18 protein-coding genes are annotated in these 22375 nt (G+C 60.0%); 9 read left to right on the forward strand and 9 right to left on the reverse strand.

Annotated elements, in window-relative coordinates; genetic code table 11:
• Window positions 1-209 precede the first annotated feature (209 nt).
• The 4 genes from FH08_RS53760 to FH08_RS0137800 all read right to left on the reverse strand — a co-directional run bounded on the left by FH08_RS53760 (window position 210) and on the right by FH08_RS0137800 (window position 6401).
• Window positions 210-3458 carry an EAL domain-containing protein gene (locus tag FH08_RS53760; protein ID WP_051888830.1) on the reverse strand — a complete coding sequence of 1083 codons (3249 nt, stop codon included), beginning with the start codon at window positions 3456-3458 and terminating at the stop codon, window positions 210-212.
• 58 nt (window positions 3459-3516) lie between these two features.
• Window positions 3517-3954 carry a phosphate ABC transporter substrate-binding protein gene (locus FH08_RS0137790; protein WP_235210630.1) on the reverse strand — a complete coding sequence of 146 codons (438 nt, stop codon included), beginning with the start codon at window positions 3952-3954 and terminating at the stop codon, window positions 3517-3519.
• An 11-nt stretch (window positions 3955-3965) separates the two neighbouring features.
• Window positions 3966-5030 (reverse strand): hypothetical protein, encoded by a 1065-nt coding sequence (locus FH08_RS0137795; protein ID WP_063771264.1) that lies wholly within the window; start codon window positions 5028-5030, stop codon window positions 3966-3968.
• 405 nt (window positions 5031-5435) lie between these two features.
• A complete protein-coding gene (locus FH08_RS0137800; protein WP_031363319.1) occupies window positions 5436-6401 on the reverse strand; it encodes a chemotaxis protein in 966 nt (321 codons plus the stop codon).
• Between the two features lie 564 nt (window positions 6402-6965).
• Here FH08_RS0137800 and fliM point away from each other — a divergent pair.
• Window positions 6966-7964: a flagellar motor switch protein FliM gene (gene fliM, locus FH08_RS0137805; protein WP_031363320.1), complete on the forward strand. Its 999-nt coding sequence runs from the start codon at window positions 6966-6968 to the stop codon at window positions 7962-7964.
• A gap of 118 nt (window positions 7965-8082) precedes the next feature.
• Here the strand turns inward: fliM and FH08_RS0137810 are convergent, their stop codons facing one another.
• Complete coding sequence (locus tag FH08_RS0137810) at window positions 8083-9276, reverse strand: phytanoyl-CoA dioxygenase family protein (protein WP_031363321.1); 1194 nt, start codon at window positions 9274-9276, stop codon at window positions 8083-8085.
• A 92-nt stretch (window positions 9277-9368) separates the two neighbouring features.
• Between FH08_RS0137810 and FH08_RS0137815 the strand changes: the two genes are divergently transcribed.
• Window positions 9369-10409, forward strand: coding sequence for a LacI family DNA-binding transcriptional regulator (locus tag FH08_RS0137815; protein ID WP_031363322.1), 1041 nt, complete (start codon window positions 9369-9371; stop codon window positions 10407-10409).
• A gap of 138 nt (window positions 10410-10547) precedes the next feature.
• Here the strand turns inward: FH08_RS0137815 and FH08_RS0137820 are convergent, their stop codons facing one another.
• Window positions 10548-13301, reverse strand: coding sequence for an MGH1-like glycoside hydrolase domain-containing protein (locus tag FH08_RS0137820; protein ID WP_031363323.1), 2754 nt, complete (start codon window positions 13299-13301; stop codon window positions 10548-10550).
• A 320-nt stretch (window positions 13302-13621) separates the two neighbouring features.
• Here FH08_RS0137820 and FH08_RS0137825 point away from each other — a divergent pair, with 320 nt between their 5' ends.
• Window positions 13622-14590: a PDR/VanB family oxidoreductase gene (locus FH08_RS0137825; RefSeq protein ID WP_031363324.1), complete on the forward strand. Its 969-nt coding sequence runs from the start codon at window positions 13622-13624 to the stop codon at window positions 14588-14590.
• Window positions 14591-14611: 21 nt separating this feature from the next.
• Here the strand turns inward: FH08_RS0137825 and FH08_RS0137830 are convergent, their stop codons facing one another.
• A complete protein-coding gene (locus FH08_RS0137830; RefSeq protein WP_031363325.1) occupies window positions 14612-15547 on the reverse strand; it encodes a LysR family transcriptional regulator in 936 nt (311 codons plus the stop codon).
• 134 nt (window positions 15548-15681) lie between these two features.
• Here FH08_RS0137830 and FH08_RS0137835 point away from each other — a divergent pair, with 134 nt between their 5' ends.
• From FH08_RS0137835 to FH08_RS0137860, 6 genes are read left to right on the forward strand one after another with little or no spacing between them, the layout of a single operon-like run.
• Window positions 15682-16974: an aromatic ring-hydroxylating oxygenase subunit alpha gene (locus tag FH08_RS0137835; RefSeq protein ID WP_031363326.1), complete on the forward strand. Its 1293-nt coding sequence runs from the start codon at window positions 15682-15684 to the stop codon at window positions 16972-16974.
• Between the two features lies 1 nt (window position 16975).
• The gene (locus FH08_RS0137840) at window positions 16976-17473 is read left to right on the forward strand and encodes an aromatic-ring-hydroxylating dioxygenase subunit beta (RefSeq protein ID WP_031363327.1); all 498 of its coding nucleotides are present in this window, start codon (window positions 16976-16978) and stop codon (window positions 17471-17473) included.
• Window positions 17474-17518: 45 nt separating this feature from the next.
• The gene (locus tag FH08_RS0137845) at window positions 17519-17884 is read left to right on the forward strand and encodes a hypothetical protein (protein WP_031363328.1); all 366 of its coding nucleotides are present in this window, start codon (window positions 17519-17521) and stop codon (window positions 17882-17884) included.
• A complete protein-coding gene (locus FH08_RS0137850; RefSeq protein WP_031363329.1) occupies window positions 17881-18393 on the forward strand; it encodes a nuclear transport factor 2 family protein in 513 nt (170 codons plus the stop codon). Before FH08_RS0137845 ends, FH08_RS0137850 begins: the two co-directional genes overlap by 4 nt.
• A gap of 13 nt (window positions 18394-18406) precedes the next feature.
• The gene (locus FH08_RS0137855) at window positions 18407-19546 is read left to right on the forward strand and encodes an amidase (RefSeq protein WP_031363330.1); all 1140 of its coding nucleotides are present in this window, start codon (window positions 18407-18409) and stop codon (window positions 19544-19546) included.
• Between the two features lie 11 nt (window positions 19547-19557).
• Window positions 19558-20301: an SDR family NAD(P)-dependent oxidoreductase gene (locus FH08_RS0137860; protein WP_031363331.1), complete on the forward strand. Its 744-nt coding sequence runs from the start codon at window positions 19558-19560 to the stop codon at window positions 20299-20301.
• Between the two features lie 63 nt (window positions 20302-20364).
• Here FH08_RS0137860 and FH08_RS0137865 read toward each other — a convergent pair whose 3' ends face one another.
• A complete protein-coding gene (locus FH08_RS0137865; protein WP_031363332.1) occupies window positions 20365-21603 on the reverse strand; it encodes a dienelactone hydrolase family protein in 1239 nt (412 codons plus the stop codon).
• 20 nt (window positions 21604-21623) lie between these two features.
• Window positions 21624-22340 carry an SDR family oxidoreductase gene (locus FH08_RS0137870; protein WP_031363333.1) on the reverse strand — a complete coding sequence of 239 codons (717 nt, stop codon included), beginning with the start codon at window positions 22338-22340 and terminating at the stop codon, window positions 21624-21626.
• Window positions 22341-22375: the final 35 nt, after the last annotated feature.

Genomic DNA, 22375 nt, shown 5'->3' on the forward strand with positions numbered 1-22375 from the left:
CGTTCTCTCGCAGTAGCTCGCGTGGGGTTGCACTGTTCATGTTCGTCAATGTGGCGGACGCGAGCGACGCACCCCCCCAGCGGACTTCCTTCAGGGCACACGCGGCCTTCGCGATCCTGAGCGCAAGCAGGCTGTCTTATCGTCCACTTCCTGAGCAATTGCGTGTCATCCCCGTCAACGCGTCGCGAACTCCCTACCTCAACAGCCCCCTATCGAGGCACCTCTCCGCCGCCCCCTTCCGCAGGCCAACTAAAAGGTTCCCTGACCAATCGTTCCAACTCGCTGGGCGAGACGGGCTTGCTGTAGTGATAGCCCTGGATTTCGTGACAGTCGTTGTCACGCAGGAAATCAAGTTGCCTTTCCGTTTCGACGCCTTCGGCAATGACCTTGAGATTCAGTTGCCGCCCGAGTGAGATCACGGCCCGTGCGATCGCGCGGTTATCTTCGCCATCGGGCAGGTCCCGCACGAACGACTGATCTATCTTAAGGCGCACGATCGGAAAGTGTTTCAATGCACTGAGACTCGAATACCCGGTTCCAAAATCGTCGATAGACAACCGCACTCCCATGGCCTGCAACTCGGTCATCGTAGCGACGGCCCCGTCGAGATCCTGCATGATGAGGCTCTCGGTGAGCTCGAGCTCGAGATACTGAGCGTCGAGCCCGCTCACGCTCAGCGCATGCGCCACCCGCGTGACCCATTCCTTCTGCTGGAACTGCCGCGCCGAGACGTTAACGGACATGGTCATTGGCGGCATACCTGCGTCCTGCCAGGCCTTGTTCTGGCAACAGGCCGTATGCAGCACCCAGTCGCCGATCGAGACGATCAACCCTGTTTCCTCTGCCAGGGGTATGAACGTGGCCGGGAAGACCGGGCCCTCGATCGGGTGATCCCACCGCAACAGCGCCTCCACGCCAAAAATCTTATTCGTGCGTAAATCCACCTGCGGCTGATACACCAGCCGGAATTCGTCGTTCGCCAGCGCATGCCGCAACTGTTCCTGAAGACGCAGCCTGTCGTGCACCTTGATGTTCATCTCAGCCGTGAACAACTGGTAGTTATTGCGGCCCATCTCTTTTGCGCGATACATCGCCGCATCAGCGTTCATCAGCAGAGTTTCGGCGTCAGTTCCATCGTTCGGATAACTTGCCAACCCCATGCTGCACGTGACTTGAAAGGTCTGGCCGTTCAGTTCGATCGGTTCGAGAATCGTGTCGCGAATCTTCTCGATGGCCGCCGTTATGTCTCCGTTGTTCAGCGCCTGGTCGAACAGAACGATCACGAACTCATCACCGCCGAGCCGCACCACGGTATCAGTGCGTCGCACGCATCGCACCATACGCGCGGCCACCGTCTTCAGCAGGTCATCACCGGCGCGATGACCGAGGCTGTCATTGATCAGCTTGAAATTGTCGAGATCGATGAACACCACCGTCACGCCGCGCTGATAGCGCTGCGCATGCAGCAAAACCTGATTCAGACGATCCGAGAGCAAGGTGCGATTGGGAAGGCCCGTCAGCGCGTCGTGATTCGCCATGTGGCGGATGCGTTCCTCTGCCTGGCTACGCTCGATCGCGATGCCGCAAATACGCGTCGCCATTGCAATGGCGTGCGCCTCGCCGGCGGTCGGTTCATGAGGATCCCGGACGAATAGCGTCAGTGCGCCAAGCGCGCTGCCGTCGTGTGACAAAATCGGGAGCGCCCAGCAGGCACCATGATCATGCATGCCGTAGCCTTCCATTTGCTGGAGCAGGCACGCGTCCTGTGTCACGTCGGATATGTACACGGGCTGGCGCCAATGAATCGCGCGTCCGCCCGGCTCGGCGTCTGGACCAATCACCGAGCCATGAATCTGCTTATGGTATTGCTCGGCCAGGCTGGGCGCAGCGCCCAGCTTCAGGTGCTGGCCGTCTTCGTCGCGCAGGAGCGCGACACACACCGAACCGGCGATCTGCGACTCCAGCTGCCGCGTCACATAGGAGAGGACTTCCTCGAGCGGCGTGCTGGTGGCGATCATTTCCAACACCCGATTTTGTTCTGCACGCCTGACTTCAGCGCGTTTGCGCGAACTGATGTCGCGCACGATCGCGACCACGCCGTCTTCTACCCGCACAACCTGCCGCTGCAGCCATACCGATGACGTATCGGGTCTCTCGTGTATCCATTCATGCTCCTCGACAGCAGCCGTGAGCGCGACGCCGACCAATTTGTCAAACATGCCGTCATCGCGACAATGAGGGAACGCAACATCGAGCGACTTACCGACCAACATGCCACGATGCCTGCCTGACAGTTCGGCTCCCCGGCGATTCGTGTCGGTAAGCGCAAAGTCGACGATCTGGCCGTTGGCTCCGCGTTCGCTACGAAAGACGAAAAATGCGTCCAGACTGGCCTCCGACGCCGCGTAGTAGGTCTGCTGCGCCAGGCGTGCACGCTGCCGGCTGACAGCGAGCTGCCAGCTCAAGCGGCTCAGCACAAACGCCAGCATGACCAGCACCACGCTGCCGCCGCCGGCCCACAGCAGATAGGCACGCCGGTGCCGACGGAGCTGCGCGACCTGCTCGTCGTGGCCGAGACCCACCATCGCGATGAGCGGAAAGCCGTGCAGCGTGCGCATATTTGTGTAGCGCGGCACCCCGTGATCCCAAGGCTGGATCGATGCCATACCGGTTGATGCTGCGGCGGCCGCGCGTACGGCAGTCAAAGAGAGGCGCTCGCCCCACGACTGTTGCTCACCCACTTGTTCGGCACGCATGACGCCATCGGTGCCGAGCAAGGCCAGCACGCCCTCTGTGCCCATCCGCGCGTAGTCGTAGCTGCTCGTGAAATAGCCGGGGTCTACAGATAGAATGACGACCCCGGCAAAACCGCCGGCTGCGTTCTGCAGCCGGCGGCTGAAGGTGATTTCGGGGGTCCCCGTGACGGGATCGCGCGTGACCTCGCTCACAAAGGGCATTGCGGCATCATCGACACGATCGCGCTGCGTCCAGAAATAAGGCTCGTCCACTACCGTTACTGACGCCTGAGGCCGGGTTGCGGCGCTAAGCCGGCCGTCAGTGCCGACAATTGCCACCTTGAACACAATGGCTGGCGGAAGTAGCCCCTTGTCCCGAAGCTCCGACAATCCTGCGGCGCCTTTCATCTCGTAGGCGTATTTGACCGTCTTTAGCGTCTGGTCGATCGAGACCAGATTGCGCACCATTTGTGCCTGGTAGGTATCGGCGAGTTCGCGGCTCAACTCCGCCGCTGCACCCTGGGCAGCGACGTTTTCAGCGCTGATCAGATGGATGACGGTAGTCCAGGTGAGCACCAGCAGCATGGCTGCGAACAGCGGAAACAGGACATAGGCTTCGAGCAGGCGTCGCAGAACGGGACGCAGCGCCATACCCAATGCGATCAAACGGCCGTACGGGCCGCTTGATACGAACTGAGCGTTTGATTCGATAAGGCTGCGCATACATTCCAGGTTTCGTGTGTCGACGTGCCGCCACGTGACTGCCAACGGCGGCGTCCGACTAGTGAGGCGTCAGCACTGCCTTGACGCTGGCGTCCAGTTCGCTCCTGTCGATGTAGCCGATCGAATCCGGCTTGGCGACGATTGCCTTTTTTACCGCGGCGGCATCTGGTAGTTCACGCGGAGGCTGGCCCTGCCCTGTGAAGATCAGCTTCGACCAGTACGCTTTCAGTTGCGCCGCCGACTTGCCTGTAACCCGCCTGTAGAACTCTGCGCGGCTCGCGGCGTCTTCTGCCAGGTCGAGCGGAACGGCCGCGCCACCGCCCGGAAAATAGGCCGCGCGGCCGAGGAAAATATCCGCCACCTGGCCGTTGCTGAGTTCGGCCAGCGGGTTTGAGGCGGATACGACCACGACCAGCTCGGCCATCGACGCCTGGGCGCTCAACCCGAGCACCAAGCCTATAAGAACCACCCTGACGTTTTTGTTGGCGATGTCCACGAAGGCTCCGATCAGAAAACGAAGTCGAGAACGGCGCTGAACACGTTGGTGCCGCTGCCGAGCTGGAAATTCGGTTGGAGGTTGGTGAACGAGCCTGTCGAATTCGCGGGCAGCCAAACGTGATCGAATTGAACCTTCAGGTCCATGTTCTTCATGAAGTCCCAGCGCACCCCGGCCGAGATGTCTTTTTGCCCCATGTTGTAGTTCGGAACGAGGGTGGCGTGTCCGAGCGAATGTGATTCGGAATACGTCAGGAACGGCGTAAACTTGTTGATCCGGTAGCCGCCGGTCACGTAGCCGCTCATATAGCCGGGGGTGAGCTGGTCGACGGTGACGCGTGCAAGTTCTCCTTGCACGAACCACGGCCCTGGGTCGTAGTCAACGGCCATGCTGTAGACGTTCGCAGGCAGCTTCGGCTCCAGAACGGCGAGTTTCACATCGGCGTGCAGCAAGCCGAAATGCACGGTGAAATCGCGATATTCAATCGTATCGAACGCGCCCACAATGCCGGTACCCGTGGTCCTGATCATTCCGGGATTCACGTGAAAAGCGCTATAGCCGTAGAGCACCCGCACCGTGTTGACCACATCGTCGAGGCGAAATCGATACGACAGGTCGGCGCCGTCGCTATTCGTTATCGGCACGGTGTTATAGACCTCGGCCGGCACGCGTACCCAAGGATTCGCATAGCCCACATCGCGATAGTCGGAGTTCAGGAACGTCGGCAGTTCGATCCGTCCGATGCGCACGCTGAAGTCCGGTGTGAACGCGTATTTCAGGTTTGCCCACTCAATCTGCGGCACAAACGTATTGTCGTAACGGTGCTGGGACACGACTTGAACGACCGCGGAGAGCTTGTCGGTAAAGCGGCCAACAAGTTGTACGCCGAGCTTGGTGTCATCGGCGAAGTCGTAGGTGCGGCTATGTCCGGCGCCGTTTGGCTCGAACGCCGTGCTAATGAAGTCAGCGCTATCGAGACTCGAATGCGTCATCCCAAGCGTTCCGAAGCCGCTTAGCGTAAACATGCTTGGCGAGGCAGTGGCGTTCGACGCGTCCTCAGCGCGTGCGCTGGTCATACAGGCCAGTGCTATCGCAGTCAGTGATGCGGCGCGCAACGACCTCCGCCCGTTACCGAAGCGCTTCTTCATGGTATTGCCGGTGATATGCGGAATGAATGAGCGGCGCCACATGACAACCGATGGCCAACCTGCTTTAGATATTCTGATTAACGGCCGCTGCGATTAAACCTTGAGACCAATGGGCTAAACGGCCTTGACCGCTGTCCTGGTGGTAGGCGCCGTTTGGCGTCCAGGCGGCGACAGGCGGCGCAGCGCCACCTTTGCGCGATCGGCTGCGTGCACGACTGCGTGCTCGTGAGTCGCCGCGCCAAGGCGGAAAAAAGCCACGGACTCCGTTAAACGCCGACCCTGTTCTTCCAGCGATTGAGAGGCCGCCGCCGCTTCTTCGACCCACTCAGCGAATCAGGCTGCGACGGCATGCCCCAGCGTTTCACGCAACACCGTGGCTAGCTCGTGCGCGACGAACTTGGAGATATACGCATCGGCGCCGACTTTTCTCACGTGTTCCTCATTGGCAGATCCCGACAACGAAGAATGGATGACGACCGGGATCGATCGCAGCGCGGCGTTACCCTTGATCTTGCGAGTCAAGGTGAAGCCGTCCATTTCCGGCATCTCGAGGTCCGTTAAAACGAGTGCGATTTCGTCACTTACCGCGCGCCCCGATGCATGTGCGCGTTTTTCCGCCGCGTCCAGCATGTTCCATGCTTCGAGCCCCGTTTTCGCCATGATGAACGGCAAGCCCATTGCAGTGAGACTCTGCTCAATCAAGCTGCGCGCTACACCCGAATCATCGGCCGCGAGAATCTTGGCGCCACGCGCAATATTGACGCGGCCGACGCTAGCCTCAGTAATATCAGGCTCGCTTCCCGGAAGCACGTCGCGCAAAATCTGCTCGACGTCGAGCAGTTGAGCCAGACGCGAGCCGTCTACGTTTCCATCGAGACGTGCGATGCTGGTCACGGTCTTTCCGCTCGAATGCGCTTCCGCAGACAGCACCTGATCCCACTCAAGGCGGACGATGTCATCGACCTCTTCAACCGCAAACCCCTGGGTCGTCCTGGCAAACTCAGTGACGAGCAAGATCCGTGGTTTCCCCCTCGGTGTACAACCCGTCAGCCTAGGCAAGTCAATGACAGGAATGATTTGCCCGCGAATATCAGCAATGCCGAGGATATTGTCCGATGCGCCTGCGATGACCGTAAAGGCAGGCATCTCGATGATCTCCCGAACCTTGAACACGTTGATGCCGTAAAGTTCGCGTTGCGTCGAGTTCGGTGCTTCGCCAAGGCGGAACAGGAGCAGTTCGAAGCGGTTGTTTCCGGCCAGGTTGGTCCGCTGCTCAACATCATGCTGGGAACTACTCATCTGATTCGCCTCGATTCTGTGCAGCATGACCGATTGTTCGGAGCACGCTTCGATATAGTTGATGACGCAGCTTTCTTCTCCGGCTGCAAACAGGCTGCAAACAGGCTGCGCAAGGTGCGGATCCGCAAGCCGACGATGCGTTCCGTAAGCAAGCGCTGGTCGAACTTCGAATTCTATTGTTCAGACGTTTGTCGCTTAGCCATCGCTTCATATGTGTTAACGACACATAGTTCGCCAGCTTGATTTTTGATTTTCTCAAGACCCCTAAGGTATTCCCTATAAGGCACGCTTGAAGGTTGGGCGTCTGCTTGTCCGCCATGCCCACGTATTTCCGCCAAGCGGAGCGCAACACCCGCATAGGAGCCCAAGTCGGTGAACTGAGCCACAATCGCGCCTCTCTTTGCGGCCTTGCAATCCCTGCACTAGGCTAAGCTTGGCTTACGCTGCAAATGAAGGACCGCCAGCGTATTGAATTAAGAACGTGCTGCAAAAGGGACCTGCCTTACCCCGAAGCGACAAAGTACCGTTTTAGAAAATCGCGACCAATCAGATCAAAGGGCGGGAATGGGCCACGAAGAATTCATGTCGCAGGAGGAGGTCGATGCGCTGTTGAAGGGCGTCACCGGCGAGACCGACACGGTTGTCGAGCAAACCTCTTCGTCGGTCCCACGCCCCTACAATCTGTCCGCCCAGGAGCGTATAGTCCGGGGCCGGATGGCAGGCCTTGAAATTATCAACGATCGCTTCGCTCGCCTCCTGCGCGGCGGGATCTTTCATTTGATGCGCCGCACCGCAGAGATATCGGTCGGAGCGATCAAGGTTCAAAAGTACAGCGAATTTACGCGCAACCTCCCCATTCCGACCAACCTGAATCTAGTGCATGTCAAACCGCTGCGCGGTACCGCGCTCTTTGTGTTTGACCCGAATCTGGTGTTCTTCGTGGTAGATAACCTGTTTGGTGGCGACGGGCGGTTTCACGTTCGTGTAGAGGGGCGCGAGTTCACCGCTACTGAACAGCGCATCATTGGCAAACTGCTCGACGTGGTTTTTGAACACTATATGGCCTCGTGGATGAACGTACGCCCCCTGACCCTGGAATACGTTCGATCAGAGATGCATACGCAGTTCGCGAACGTGGCGACACCCAATGAGATCGTCATTGTCACCGAGTTTTCCATCGAGTTTGGTACGACCGGAGGAACACTGCACGTTTGCCTGCCGTATTCAATGATCGAGCCCATTCGTGATTTGCTGTTTTCACCGCATCAGGGAGAGACGCTTGACGTCGACGAGCGATGGGGGCGCGTGCTCGCCACGCAATTGCAGGCGGCCGAGCTCGAGGTGACAGTTGATCTCGTCGACATACCGACCACGTTCGAGAAGCTCCTGAGCATGCGCATAGGCGACGTGATTCCGATTAACCTCGGCCAATTCGTCACCGCCAAAGTGGACTCCGTGCCGGTCATGGAGTGCGGCTATGGAATTTTCAATGGCCAGTACGCGCTACGCGTGAACAAGATGATCGCTTCAGAACAAGCATTGAAAGCGGTGGTGGAATATTAGCCCTGCTGATGGTTCGACGCGTAGAGACTAGCGCGAGGCCTGAGAAGAGCAGCGGCAGGTCAATCTCTAACGGCATTGAAACCATCGACCAGAACGTTCACCCGGATCTGACGGGAATTTACGCGGTGCGGCTTCGCGAGGCGTGCTCGTTCAAGGCGTTTGTGAATCTGGCGGGGTCCCAATCCTCGTCAAGTGCGCGTTGCATGAGTTCCCGCTGGCTTTCCGGCGCCAGCCCGCCGGCCGGTGGGTTCCGGTCGAGGTCGGTAGGGAACGGGTATCCCTCAGCGCAGGATGCAATTGCCGCAGTGGCTTCGGCGCCACTCATTCGCCCCAGCGCGCGGCGCTCGCGCAATACCGGATAGACCGCCTCGCACATACTTCTACGGTCGAGCACTTCCATCGCCCGGCCATATGCAGACGAGACTTGCAGGAGATTGGCCATGCGCTGAACGTCCGCGGTGCGATTGGCCCCCGCCGCATGAAACAGCGCGGGATTGAAAAACACGGCATCGCCCTTCGAGAGTGGCAGTTGGACGAAGTGCTCCTCGAAGTATTCGCGGAAATCTGAACGCCGCCATGCGAGGTATCCCTCGGCATATCGCTGTGAATACGGCAGGAGTTTTGTCGGCCCGCTTTCGACCGGCATATCGGTGTGTGCCACCGCCCCCTGCAAGGTAAGAAAGGCGGACATCCGGTGCACGTGCGCGGGATAACGTTCAGCAGCGCTTACAGTCTGGAAACCAAGGTGATAGTCGCGATGTGCCTGTTGAGCATCGCCGCCGGGCCGAACCACATTGACCTGCGATGTCATCTGGTAACACGGGCCGAGCCACGCTTCCGACACGGCCAAAAGCATCCGGTTCGAGAAATAATCTGCGAATACGGCCGGCGCCCGAAGGCAGAGCTTTTCTTGCGCGTTCCAGATCCGGTCATTTGCGCCTGCCTTGGCGAAATGATCCGCGGCACCTGCGCCCTGCTCTTTCTCACTCCGGATAATGGCGTCGAAGACGGCCGTGGTGGCATCGACGGATCGCGTGTCAGCGAACGCCCGATTGAGCACCAGCACCCCCGCACCATCCCGAAGCACGCGTGCCCATTCCGCCTCCAACTGCGCGCGGCCGGACGCGTCGCCAATGACACCATCGAGCTGATCACAGTCGTATACGGGGATCCCCTGCCTGACGTCCGCCGCATAACGCGGCGGACACTCGTCGTCCGCTTTGAGCTGCTCCACGAATTCGTTGAGGGAGCAATCACGTTCGCTAAACCACTGCGGCCCGCAATTCGCGGCGCTTCCCTGGCTCTGTTTCATATGCCCTCCACTGTGAAGCGAGCATAGCGTCCAAAGCTGACATGCGGTTATCATAAAACCATCAAAAACACATCAAAAACGGAAACGCAGGCATGGCACACCGCTTTCTGATCAAGGAGATAGCTCTCCAGTCCGGCGTCGGGGTGGCAACGGTCGACCGCGTGCTCAATGGACGTGCACACGTTCGTGAACACACACGCAAGCGCGTCGAACAAGCTATCAAGGAGCTCGAAAAGCAGGAGCTGCAGTTGGCGACCATAGGGCGAAAGCTCATGATCGACGTGATCGTTGAAGCTCCTGCACGCTTTGCTGACGAGATCAAGGACGCGCTTGAAACGGAACTGACGGGGATGCACCCGGTAGTCGTCCGGCCGCGATTCCTGATGCGGGAAACGATGACAACGGCTGAGGTCGTCGAAGCGCTTCAATCGATTGCACGTCGAGGAAGCCACGGCGTTGTCCTGAAGGCGCGCGATGTTCCCGAGATTGCCGATGCAATAGGCGATCTCCAACGTCGCGGCATTCCGGTCATCACGATCTTCACCGATATCCCGTTGTCCGGACGTGTCGCCTATGCGGGGCTGGACAATCGAGTCGCCGGCGCCACTGCTGCCTATCTTGTTGCGCAGTGGCTCGGCCCACGGACTGGCAACGTCTTGATAACCATGAGCGATGAGCGGTTCAGGGGCGAGGAGGAACGCGAAATAAGCTTTCGACGCGCGTTGCGAACCCGCTATCCGCAGCTTACGTTGATTGATGCCAGTGGCGGCCACGGCCTTGACACATCCACTGAAAAGCGAGTGCTCGATGTCCTCGCCACAGACAGCAAAATAGCCGCGGTCTACTCCATGGGAGGAGGAAACGCCGCCATTCTCCGTGCACTCGAAGCACAACAGCAATCTCCGATCTGCTTTATCGGGCACGACCTGGATCGAGACAACGTGCGTCTGTTGCGCGAAGGTAAGCTGCAGGCAATTCTTCATCACGATCTGCGTCAGGACATGCGCTCAGCGTGCCAACACATCATCTGTTTCCACAAACTCCTGCCGGCGTCGGCCGTGTCGCCGTCTTCATCGGTTGTTGTCGTCACGCCCGAGAATATTCCGGAGCATATAGCGAGCCGGTTTCGTTGATAACGACGTTAGTGCAGGCGCTGCAAGCCGGCGTGATCCGAGTTGGCTTCGAAATAAACCCGGTCGGGTTGCCCGTGCGGTTGTCACCGTGCGATGCAGTATGCCCAGACACGCATGATCATTCCAGCAGCCGAAATGCTAACGCGCCATCGACGGTGCGGTGACTTCGGCCACCGATGCGGCCACTGAGGCAGCATCAGGCGCCACGTGAGACAGCTTCATCATGCGCGGCTGAAGCAGCAACGCAACGAGCCCGCTCCAGCCAGTCTGATGCGAAGCGCCGACACCGCGTCCGTTGTCGCCATGAAAGTATTCATGGAACAGGACGAGATCCTGCGAACGCGGGTCGGACTGCAGCATTGGATAGGCCGCCATGACGGGCCGCACGCCGTTTGCATCCTTGAGAAAGAGTGTGGTGACGCGCCGCGCGAGATCGTCAGCAATCTCGCTCAGTGAACAGCTGTTGCCCGATCCCGTCGGATATTCGACGCGAAACTCATCGCCGTAGTAGCGATGGAACTCATACAGCGACTCAATCAGCAAGTAGTTGACCGGCATCCAGATTGGCCCGCGCCAGTTCGAATTGCCGCCGAACGAACGCGAATCCGATTCCCCTGGTTCGTATTTGATGCAGAAGCTCGTGCCGTCATGGTCGAAGAGGTACGGTGCATCGAGATGGACGCGGGACAAAGCCCGCACGCCGTGCTCGGAGAGAAACTCGTCTTCATCGAGCGCGCGCTGCAGCAGCGCTTTCATCCGGTGTCCGCGCAACATCGACAGCAGCGTGGTGTTGCCCTTCCCGGGTTCGGTCCAGCGCGACACCAGCTTTGCCAGGTTCGGCCGATGTTCAAGGAACCACGCCAGCCGTTCGCGCAATCCCGGCAGATGGCCGTACACCCGCTCCTCGAGCACGTGAACGGCGAAGAGCGGAATCAGCCCGACAATCGAACGAATGCGCATGGGCACACGGGTACCGTCCGGAAGGCGCAATACGTCATAGAAAAATTCGTCTTGTTCTTCCCATAACCCGGTGCTGCAGCCTTCGCTGCAACTGACCGCTTCAGCGATATACAGAAAATGCTCGAAGAACTTCACTGCGATTTCCACATACGCGTTGTTCGTCATCGCCAGTTCGAGCCCGATCTGCATCAGGTCGAGCGCGTAGGAGGCCATCCATGCCGTGCCATCGGCCTGATCGATGTGGCCACCGGTCGGTAGCGGCGAAGACCGGTCGAAGATGCCCACGTTATCGAGCCCGAGAAAACCGCCCTGAAAAATGTTGCGGTCATCGGCGTCCTTGCGGTTGACCCACCACGAGAAATTGAGCAGCAGCTTGTGGAACATGACTTCGAGAAACGCGTGATCGCCAACGCCCGTCACCTCGCGGTCGAGTTCGTACACACGCCATGTAGCCCACGCATGAACCGGTGGATTCGCGTCGCCGAACGCCCACTCGTAGGCAGGCAATTGCCCGTTCGGATGCATGTAGCGCTCCTTCACGAGCAGCAGCAATTGCTGCTTCGCGAAGTCGGGATCGATCATGGCGAACGCAGCCGCATGAAATGCGAGGTCCCACGACGCGTACCAGGGGTACTCCCACTTGTCGGGCATCGACACGATGTCGCCATTGCACATGTGCCGCCAGTCCGCGTTGCGCCCGCGCCTGCGTGCTCTCGGTGGCGTCGGCTGGCCGGGGTCACCATCGTGCCAGCGCGTCACGTCGAACTGGTAGTACTGCTTCGACCACAGCATGCCGGCTAGCGCCTGACGCTGTACAAGCCGTGCATCGGCATCGGCAATGTCGTGCTGAAGCGCCGCATAGAATTCATCGGCCTCCGCTTGCCGGCGCGCGAAGAGCGCTTCCATGTCGAGCGGCACGGCATCCGGAGCCGAAGACGATTCTGGACGCCAGCGCAAATACAGCACCGAGCGCTCATGAGGCGCGAGCTCCAGGTGCACATGCGCAGCGGCGCGAGTGCCCCTGTCGCGCCGGATTGCCTGCTCGTCGCCGTCGATAAGGTAGTCGTTGATGCCGTCCTTGAATGGCCCGGGCCCCGCTCCATCGAAGCCGAAAATGCGGCGCATATTCGTTTCGTTTTCGCAGAAGAGCCACTCGATTGGCTGCTGCGCCGCAGCCGTCACGATCATCGTTCCCAGCGCGGGGTTACGTGCAATGACACGTGCGCCCTCCCGTGCATTCGGCTCCAGTTTGAGCGACGGCTTGCCGGGCTTGCCCGACCACGCCCATCTGTTGCGCGCCCAGAATTGCGGCAACACATGAAGCGCCGCGCGGTGATCCGCACGGTTTTCGACAGTAACGCGCATCACGATATCGTCGGGTGTGTGCTTCGCGTACTCGATGCAGATATCGAAGTAGCGGTTATCGTCGAACACGCCTGTATCGAGGATTTCATATTCGGGCTGATCGGCGCCGCGCCGCCTGTTTTCGTCGATCAGGTCCTGGTAAGGGAATGCGTAATGAGGATACCTGTACAACATCTTCATGTACGAATGCGTCGGCGTGCCGTCGAGATAGAAGTAAAGCTCCTTTACGTCCTCGCCGTGATTCCCCTGTTCATTCGTCAACCCGAAGAGCCGTTCCTTGATGATCGGATCGTGCCCGTTCCAGAGCGCAAGCGATACGCACCAGTCGAGCGGGTCGTTGCCGAACCCGGCAATGCCGTCCTCACCCCAGCGGTACATGCGGCTGCGCGCATGATCGTGTGGAAAGTAGTCCCATGCGGTGCCGTATTCGCTGTAGTCCTCGCGAACAGTGCCCCATTGCCGCTCGCTCAAATACGGTCCCCAGCGGCGCCATTGGTCGAGTTCCGGACCGTGAAGCCGGGCGCCTTCCTTCGACTGGAGAAGATTGACTGCGCGTAGCGGTTGCATGGAATCTCCCGATTGCGTGCTGAAATTCTACGTCATTACTGATCGAGGCATTCCAGCCGGCTCCTTCGCAAACCACACCTTGCATGATGGCCTCCTTTGGAAGAGTACCCTGCCGGCGGAACCTGCTCAACGGGGCCAGTAACCCATTCCCCTATGCCGGCTGCGCCGACCAAAATAAACACGACTGATAGCACTATCAATTTATTATCGATTTGGCCTATCTTTAATCTGCCTGTATTTTCCATTACAGCGCGCTCCGGCCAAATCCCTCGGTACCGTTGCACGCGTTAATCGTCAATCGAAAAGCAGCCCCACACACCATGAACTCTTCCGTCATCACCGTCTGCGTCGATGCTGTGCGCGACGAAGCCCCCGGTATCCGCTCCTACGTCATCTCGCGCGTCGACGGCGCGCCGCTCGACGCATACGAACCCGGCGCTCATATCGATGTAACCAGTCCCTCCGGTGTCACCCGTCAATATTCCCTGTGTGGCGACCCGGATCTGCGGGAGCAGCATCTTTTCGCGGTCAAGCGTGAAGACGCTTCACGTGGAGGATCGAGTTCGTTGCACGACCACGTAGAGGCTGGCGCGCATCTGTCGATCGGAGCGCCGCGCAGCTTGTTTCGCCTTGACCCGGCAGCCAGCGAACATATCCTGATCGCAGCCGGGATCGGCATTACGCCGCTACTGAGCATGGCGTACCGCCTGGTTCGACAGAATGCCTCGTTCAAGCTGCATTATTTCATTCGCGACCAGGCAAGTGCTGCCTTCATCCCGTTGCTCTCGCAGCCTCCTTTCGCCGCTAATGTAGTGTTTCATTGCGGCGTCGAAGCGGATCGCGTCGATGCGGAAGTCACCGGGTGTCTAGCAGGCATCGCCCCGGGCGCTCATGTCTACACATGCGGCCCGGGCGCGTTCATGAATCGCGTGGTGAGCGTGGCGGAACAACACGTCCCCGCTGAATCGATCCATCTGGAACGGTTCGCCGCCGATCTTGATACGACCACCGCCCCCACACTCGATTCCTTCGACGTGGAAATCGCCAGCACAGGGTCGAGAGTTCGGGTGGGCAAGGGCATGTCGATTGTGCAAGCGCTCGCGTCCATCGACATCATCGTCGACACGTCCTGTGGTGAAGGCGTCTGCGGCACCTGCATGGTGGATGTCGTCGACGGCGAGCCTGAACATCGTGATCACTGTCTGAGCAAATCGGAACGCGCGAGCGGCACGGTCATTTGCTGCTGCGTCTCGCGCTCGCGATCTCCCGTGCTGATTCTCGACCTCTAAATCGACCTCTGAAATCGACCTCTACGCCTCCGCCAGCGGAAACTGATCGAAGGTCTGCACCCTCTCGCTCAGCAATTCACGGAGCCAGGCATTGCCTTCGTCGTTGTTGAAGTTCTCGTGCCAGTGCATTGAGACGGACGCACCGGGTAGCTGAACCGGCAGTTCGTAAACCTTGAAGCGGCCATCGCGATTAAAGATCTGGGCGAGCCGGCGTGGCAGCGTCGCGTAGTAATCCGTGACGCCGAGCACGCTGGGCAACGCGACGAAGTGCGGCAATTCGAGCAGCGTATTGCGCCCGACGCCTTGCGAGCGGAACGCGTCTTCCAGTGCATGGTGACTGTGCTCGACCGACAGGATCTGCACGTGCGGCGCCGCCGTGAACGCGGCCAGATCGATTTGCGCGCCGCGCGGCAAGCCGCGACGCTTGCGCGTCATGCACACGTAAGTCTCTTCGAACAAAAGCCGATGGCACGTTCGCGCCGTGAGTTCCGGCAAATTGCCGATCGCGAAATCCAGCCGGCTTACCCTCAACGCTTCTTCAATCTCCTCCACGGGCGTCGGCTCTATCCGCAGCTTCACGCGCGGCGCGAGCCGCTGCAAAGCCGCGCAGATCGGCGGCAAATACGCCAACTCCCCCGCATCCGATAACGACAGCCTGAAGGTCCGCGTACTGATGGCCGGATCGAACCGTTCCGCATAACGCAGTGCTTCACGCACCGTATCCAGCGCCCGCGCCACGATAGCCGCCAGTTCGAGCGCGATGGGTGTCGGCTGCATGCCGACGCGCGTGCGGATAAAAAGCGGGTCGTCGAACAGCGTGCGCAGGCGGCCGAGCGAATAGCTGACCGCCGGCTGCGACAACGCCAGCCGCAGCCCCGCGCGCGTCAGGCTGCGCTCTTCAATGATCGCGTTGAAGACGCGCAGCAAGTTGAGGTCGACATGGTCGATGGAGGTCATGATATTTGCCGGATTGATGGACCTACCGATTTTAGATGAATTTGACCTATAAGCGCTATCGGCCGACACTTCAATCCATAACTAGCGCCACGGCCCCTCCCCACCTCGGGCCTCCCACTTTACTCAGGTCATTGATGAGCGATATCAATTCCACGGCCTCTCACGTCATCGATACAAGTGCGCTCTACAAGCGCGCGGAAGCCGACCGCGTTTCGCCGTCGCTTTATAACGATCCGGCGATTTTCGAAGCGGAACTCGAACGCATCTTCTACAAGACGTGGATCTGGGTTGCGCATGAAAGCGAACTGCCGAAGCCGGGCGACTTTCGTACGACGATAATCGGACGCCAACCGGTGATCGTGGTCCGCGACAAGACCGGTGAAATCAATGTGCTCGAGAACCGTTGCCGCCATCGCGGCGCAACCGTCTGCGAACAGCACAAAGGCAACGCACGCGGCTTTACCTGCCCGTATCACAGCTGGACGTACGGACTCGACGGCGCACTGCGCGCATTGCCGTATGGCGATGGTTACGAGGGTATTGTCGACAAGACCGAACTGCCGCTGAAGAGCCTGCGTGTCGGCATCTATCACGGACTGATTTTCGCGAGCTTCGATCAGTCGATCGAACCGCTGGAGGACTTCCTGGGCGGAGCGAAACCGTGGATCGACCTGTTCATGAAACAGGGCGCGGGATTTCCGGTCAAGGCAAACGGCGAACACAAGTTCAAGTTCAAGGGCAACTGGAAGATCCAGCTCGAAAACACGACCGACCTGTATCACTTCCCCGTCGTCCACAAGTCGTGGATGAAGACCATCGACGACGAAACTGCCGCTGCGATCACCAGCTTCATGACCAGCGACAAAGCGTTTTGCCGCTCGCTTGGCAACGGCCATAGTCTCGCCGTCCTGGTTCCCGAGATTGTCGACCTGGACGAAGACAACGGTGCGCCGATACCGACGCGCTACGAGGCGCTGGCGGAGTCCTTGGCGAAGGACTATCCGCCCGATCAGGTAAGACGAATCGTGCGCTCGCTGATGGGCGTCGGCTTCAACCTGAACCTGTTTCCGAACCTGGCGTTATCGATGGCATTTTTCCGCGTACTGCGGCCCATCTCGGTGGAGGAGACCGAGATCCGTCATGTGGCGCTCGGCATGGACGGCGGTCCCGAGGAAGCCAACCGCGCACGCTTGCGGGTGCATGAACATTTCCAGGGCCCATTCGGTTTCGGCAGCCCCGACGACGCCGAAGCGTGGGAGCGCGTGCAGCGCGGCTCGCATGCGGGACCCGACGTACCGATCCTCGTCAATCGTGGATTGAACCGCGAAACCACGGCGGCGAACGGCGAGAAAACGGCACACGCCACCGACGAAACCGGCATGCGCGCCGCCTACGCGAAATGGCGCGAGCTGATGGAGCAGCAATAACATGGACGATATCAACGCCCTCCTCACGCCGGCTGCGTTTGCGAAAGCCGTGCAGTTCATCTGGCGTGAAGCCGAGATTCTGGATCGAAAGGATTATCGTGCATGGCTCGATCTGTGGTCGCCCAAGGGGTTCTACGTGGTGCCTATCGACCCGCTTGCGACCGACTTCGCGGCCACGCTGAACTACGTTTATGACGATGACGCCATGCGCGCGTTGCGCGTGCAGCGGCTGAGTTCGGGCTATTCACCGTCCGTCACGGACGCCGCGCGCACGGTACGCACCGTGTCGCGCTTCACGATGTCGAGTGACTCGGCAGACACAGTCGACGTACGCAGCGCGCAGGTTGTCGTCGCGTACAAGCGCGGTGTCAGCGCGCTATTCGCGGCGGACGTGGAGCATCGCATTGATCTGTCCGGCGGCGAGCCGCGCATTGTGCAGAAGGTCGTGAGGCTGATCGATTCCACTGATGCGCTGAACGCGATCGGCTTTTTGCTCTAACTCGCTACACTGGCAATCCAACAAAAATTTCAGGAGAACTCCACCATGGTGGACGACGTATCGTTGCCTCTGCGGGTACTATTTTGCTGCGGCGTAACGCAGAATTTCTTTGACCTTCCGCGCGAGCAGATCGGCACGGTGTGGCAGGCCTATGGCGTGATGCTGAAGAGCATCGAGGCCATGGAAGGAGTCAAGGTCCTCGGCATCATGGACGATGACCGCGTGGTTGTGGGTCAGTCCGCCGGTGCGCCGTGGACCTTCTACATCATGGCCGATGTCGACAGCTTCGACACGGCCGCCGCCGTCTGCAATCTGTACCGGACCACTCCCGTGGGCGAATACAACCTGTGGCGCTACGGCAAGATTGAAGCCCGCATAGGCCGGGCGCTGAGCGTGCCGAACCCGACATGAACGACACCCTGGCCGATCTGACTGCCCGGCTCGCCGTGCTCGAGGCCGAGCGTGCGGTGCGCCGGACCATGATGCGATACATGGCGCTCTGCGATGTGCCATCGGGTGGCCGGCCGTACGAAACACTCGCTGGGCTATTCAGCGAAGACGCCATATGGCAAGGCGTCGGCCCCGAGTACGCACAGAAGTTCGGCGCGCTCACCGGCCGCGAAGCGATCATCGCAATGCTGGCGCGCTATCTGCCGCCCACGCCGCATTTCAGTGTGAACACGCACTTCATGGCATCGGAGACTATTGATGTCGATGCTACAGCGACGCATGCCACCGGGCGCTGGATCATGTTGCAGGCATCGGGCTATCAGGCGGGCGGGGCCGAGCTGGTGTCCGCGAGACTTGATGTGGATTTCGTGCCGGCCACCGATGGCCGGCGCTGGCTCATCAGGCATTTCCGTACGCAACGCCTGTTCGATGCGCCCTGGCAGGTCCACCCCTCCACACCCAGCCCCTAGGGTCCCTTAGGCAATGAACGAATTCATCAGTGAATTTACGCTTGGCGACGCCGACGGCCCGAGCATTGCGCTCAAGGACACCATCGACGTCGCGGGGTATCAGACCACTGCGGCAAGCCGTGCGCTGTTGGATACCCCGCCGGCGCAGAGTCATGCGGACGTGGTGGACCGCTTGCTCGCGCAGGGCTGGCGCGTAGTCGGCAAAACCAACATGCATGAACTGGCGTTCGGCATGACCGGCATCAACGACTTCACCGGCACGCCCGAAAATCCGCAGGACGAAACGCGGATTCCGGGCGGTTCGTCGAGCGGCTCGGCGGCGGCGGTGGGGCTGCATCTGTCGTGCGCGGCGCTCGGCACCGACACCGGCGGCTCAGTACGCGGTCCTGCTGCCTGCTGCGGCGTAATCGGCATGAAGCCAACGTTCGGTCGCGTGTCGCGACGCGGCGTGGCGCCGGCACGAAGCACGCTCGATTGCGTCGGACCGTTTGCGCGCGAGATGCTGACGCTGATCGATGTGATGGCAGCTATTTCGCCCGGCTTCGATGAACACGTGGCGAACACGGCGCCGTCATCGATCAGGATCGGCGTCGTTTCCGCCGATGCAACCCGTGAGATCACTGACGCCGTGACAAACGCGCCGTCGCTTGCGGGCTTCGCATCGCAGGGCATCGAGTTGCTCAACCTGCGTGCCGCGTTCGATGCAGGCCTGACCGTGATCAACGCCGAAACGTGGGCCGCGTTCGGGCATCTGCTCGAGACGGGCAAGCTCGGTGCGGATCTGGAAGCACGCTTGCGGATGGCGTCGAAGACGACCGAGGCCGATCTTGCCGTTGCTGAATCGGTGCGTGCCCGCTTTACCGCCGAGGTCGATCATGCATTGCAGAACGTCGATGTCATCGTGCTGCCGACACTCCCCGCGTTGCCGATTACACTGGAGGCGGCGAGGAACGGTACACCGGTGATCGCCATGTCGTCGTTGATCCGGCCATTTAATCTAAGCGGTCATCCGGCGCTCAGCCTGCCCTTACCGATTGCCGGTTCTCCCCTGCGAGCAGGTTTGCAGATCGTCGGACGCAAGGGTGAGGATGAACTCGTTTGCGCTATCGCCGCGTGTTTTGAAGCTTGTTTTGAAGGTGCGTTTATTCAATGATCGAAGAGAGCATGACGGACAGGGTAGTCCTGGTGACAGGTGCGGCGCGGGGTCTCGGCGCAGTCATCGCACGGCGCTTTCACGCGTCGGGATATCGCGTGGCGATCGGCGATATTGCGTTCAACGACGCGCAGGAACTGGCGAGCGAACTCAGCGCGGATCACTCGACCGCGTTTGCGTTGAACCTCGACGTGACATCGAAGGCCGATTTCAGCGCTGCGCGCGATGCAATCCTGAACAAGTGGCAACGCATCGATGCATTGGTCAACAACGCGGGCGCATCGAAGGTCGTGCCGGTGATGGAAATCACAGCGGACCAATTCGACCATGTCATCAACGTGAATCTGCGCAGCGTCTTATTTGGATGCCAGGTTTTCGGCCAGCATTTCGCCGATACAGGCGCCGGGCGCATCGTGAATATTGCATCGCTCGCGGGGCAGAATGGCGGCTCTGCAACGGGCGCGCATTACGCGGCATCGAAGGGTGGCGTCATTACGCTCACCAAGGTTTTCGCGCGTGACCTCGCCTCGCGTGGCGTCACGGTCAACGCCATTTCACCCGGCCCGATGGACTTGCCCATCGTTCATGAAAGCGTGCCTGCCGACAAGTTGAACGCGGTCATTGCGAGCATTCCGGGCGGACGTCTTGGCTCGGCCGATTACATTGCCGATGTGGCGGTCATGCTCGCCGCAGAGAATGCCTACTTTGCGAACGGGGCATGCTGGGATGTGAACGGCGGCTTGTTCATGCGCTGAGGTGTGTGCTTTTAAGGCGACGGAACCATGTGGTGCCGCCGCCTTTTCACATCCTTTTCCCCGTTAAACCGGCTTGCCTTCACTCGATGCCCAGTTCGGCATCAACGTATTCGTCGGCAAGGTTTCATCGACCATTTTCTTGGCGGTCTGAATGCCCGCGACCGGCAAGCCTGTCGGGTCGAGCGCGCCGATCTGAACCAGCACCGAAGCCTGGTCCCAATAGATATGCTCGTTGTACAGCTTGTCGCCGCGAAAACAGATGACCGCGAGCATGGGCACTTCGAAGTATTTTCCGGTTGGCTTGAGGCCCGGCAACAGCCAGTCGATTTCCCGATCGTGCGTCGCGCAGAACACGAACTCGTCGACCACGCGATCCGAGCCGATCGTGCGCGATACCGGAATCAGCCGCGTATCCGCCGGATTCGAATCGACGAAATGGTACTTGTAGAAACGTTTGAGCTGGTCATGCCCGACACCGCCGGTCATCGTGGGAACGTGGTTAACGTAAGGCTGTGCCACCATCGTCGGCATCACGGCATTGACGTCGCGCGTGCCGAATTCGTAGTAGCAATGCATCTCCCAAAGCTGGTTCAGGTCGTACACGGGACCCAGCACTTTACGCAGCAACGTCATGGTCCGCGAATACGCCATCATGGCCGCGGGTTTGTCGAAGTGCTCGCGCTCGGGCGTGGCGAATGCGTGATCGCAACCCGGGTACACATAGGTTTCAATCGACGATTTTTGCTTCAGCGCCGCGATGATCTTTTCACGCGATGCCGCCGGTGTCATCACGTCGTTCTCGGCGAAATGGAAGATCATCGGACAGTGGATCGCCGGGATCTTGCTCGTGTAGGCATCGAGTCCCACGCCGTAGTAGCTCACGGCGCAATCCACATCGGTGCGCGCGGCTGCGAGCATCGCCAGGCGGCCTCCCAGGCAGTAGCCAATCGCTCCAACCTTGCCCGCCTGCTCAGGCAAGGCACGAATCGCGGCGATGGTCGCGGCGATATCGTTGACCGCGTTCTCTTCGTCGAGCCTTTCGTTGTAGCTCAAGGCTTCCTTGAAATCCGCTTCGCCATAGCCGAGTTCCACGCCCGGCTTCATGCGCCAGAATAAATCCGGAACGAGCACCACGTAGCCTTCCTCGGCATAACGGTCGGCCATCGACTTCATGTACCCGTTGATGCCGAAAATTTCCTGCAGCAACACGAGGCCGGGACCCGACCCTTGCGCCGGCTTCGCAAGATACGCCGCGAACTGGCCGCCGTCCTGCGCTGTCACCTGGATTGTCTGACCGCTCATCATCTCTCCTCTGTCCATGTTCAAAGATAGCCCGCGAACTGCTTCTGTACCGCACCGCGATCGGCTGCGAGACCCGCACTGACGCCTTGCGCCATCGCGCCAACATACACCTCGTCGGGACCGTTCGCGAGCGCGGCGAACACGGCGTCGACCACCTCGGTCACCGACAGCTTCGGCGGCGGAAAGTCACGGCTCATGTCGGTATCAATCGCGCCGGGCAGCACGCCGAGCACGCGCACATGATGCTCCGCGAGTTCCGCACGCAGGCATTCCGTCATGCGTAACGCCGCCGCCTTCGATGCACACAGGGAACCCATCATGGGCAACCCGACGCGCGCGAGAATCGACAGCATGTTCACGACCGCGCCGCGATTGGCGATCAGCGCGGGCGCAAACGCCCGGCACATGCCGAGCGTACCGAAGTAGTTCACCTCCATTTCGGCGCGTGCAGCGGAGTCGTCGCGGGAAAGAATGGCTCGATCGAGCCGGTTGATGCCGGCGTTGTTGATCAGCAGCGTGACATCGCTTGCGGTTGCCGCGGCTTGCGCCACCTGCGCCGGGTCCGTGATGTCGAGCGTGATCGGGATGATCCGCGAGTCGCCCGTCGCAACGGCGTGACCATCGCGCGCGGCGGCATACACCTTGCGCGCGCCGCCTTCGAGAAGGCTCGCGACAAAGCGCGCGCCCAAGCCGCGATTGGCGCCTGACACGAAGACGACGGAATCTTCAATCTGCATCGCATGCTCCTTGGTTTGATAGGGACTTAAATCGA

This window comes from Caballeronia sordidicola (genome assembly GCF_000729995.1).
Taxonomy (GTDB): domain Bacteria; phylum Pseudomonadota; class Gammaproteobacteria; order Burkholderiales; family Burkholderiaceae; genus Caballeronia; species Caballeronia sordidicola_A.